This is a genomic window from Amycolatopsis sp. cmx-8-4, assembly GCF_046548675.1.
In the GTDB taxonomy this organism is placed as follows: domain Bacteria; phylum Actinomycetota; class Actinomycetes; order Mycobacteriales; family Pseudonocardiaceae; genus Amycolatopsis.
Map to the genome: position 1 here is coordinate 1 of NZ_JAEBDZ010000086.1, position 1,270 is coordinate 1,270.

General features: G+C 64.0%; 2 protein-coding genes. Both read right to left on the reverse strand.

Annotated features, from left to right (window positions below):
* Positions 1-31 precede the first annotated feature (31 nt).
* Complete coding sequence (locus ACLJQZ_RS48490; protein WP_410628497.1) at positions 32-919, reverse strand: IS3 family transposase; 888 nt, start codon at positions 917-919, stop codon at positions 32-34.
* Positions 916-1,206 (reverse strand): transposase, encoded by a 291-nt coding sequence (locus ACLJQZ_RS48495; protein ID WP_410628499.1) that lies wholly within the window; start codon positions 1,204-1,206, stop codon positions 916-918. The genes ACLJQZ_RS48490 and ACLJQZ_RS48495 overlap by 4 nt, the downstream gene beginning before the upstream one ends.
* Positions 1,207-1,270: the final 64 nt, after the last annotated feature.

Genomic DNA, 1,270 nt, shown 5'->3' on the forward strand with positions numbered 1-1,270 from the left:
CTGGAGCGTTCCCGCCTTTGTGGACGCGGGTTTAGGACGCGATTTCGTTGATGTTCCTGTACCCTAGCTCGTATTCTTGTGGTGTCAAGTATCCGAGCGTTGAGTGTCGTCGCTGGGCGTTGTAGTAGGTTTCGATCCAGTCGAATGTTTCTTTCTTGAGATGTTTGATGGTCGGCCAGGGGCGGGTGTGGATGAGTTCTTTTTTGTAGGTCGCGAAGAAGGATTCGGATACGGCGTTGTCGTAGCAGATTCCGGTGCGGCCCAGCGATCGGCGGATCCCGCTGTTCGCGCAGTATTCGGCGAAGATTGCCGAGGTGTATTGAGTACCGCGGTCGCTGTGGAAGATCACCTCGCCGTCCGGCTGGCGGCGGGCGAGGGCCATGTCCAGGGCGGCGGTGACCAGGTCGGTGCGCATATGCTCGGCGATGGCCCAGCCGACGAGGGCACGGGAGTGCAGGTCGATCACGGTGGCCAGATACGCCCAGCCGTCCCAGGTCTTGACGTAGGTGATGTCTCCGCACCAGCGCTGGTTGGCCGCCTCGGCGGTGAAGTCCCGGCCGATCAGGTCCGGTGCGGGAACGGGGGCTTGACCTGCGGCGGTGGTGCATTTCCACGGCTTCGGGTGGCGTCCTTGCAGGCCGGCGTCGCGCATGAGCCGCCAGACCCGCTTGGGCGAGACCCGGTGCCCTAGCGTGACGAGTTCGGCGTGTATCCGCCGCACGCCGGGGTTGCCACGCAGCCGCTCGTAGGCGGCCTTGATGAGCTCGAGCAGGCCCGCATCGGCCTGCGCCCGTGCGCTGGGCGCGCGGCCACGCCAGGCGTAGTAGCCCGAGCGGGACACGCCCAGCTCACGGCACATGAACTCAACCGGGAAACCGGCCTCGGAGTCGGCCCAGTCCGCGATCGCAGCGAATTTCACTGCTTGTCTTTCGCGAACCAGGTCGCAACTTTTTTTGCGAACTCGACCTGCATCTTCAGCTCGGCGTTCTCCGCCCGCAACCGCTCCAGCTCGGCGCGTTCGGAATCCTCCAGCGGCTTACCCGCCGAGTCGCCCGACTCCCTGGCCTTCTTCACCCATTTCCCCAGCGTCATCTCGTGCACGCCGATATTGCGTGCGACCTCGGCAATAGACCGATGATCATCGATGACGAACGCTACCGCCTGCGCCTTGTACTCCTCGGTAAATCGGCGGCGTGTCGAACCCATACTCATGTCTCCCGAAGGACCGGGCGACCCTCACCCCGTGTCCACCGAACCGGGAACGGTCCAG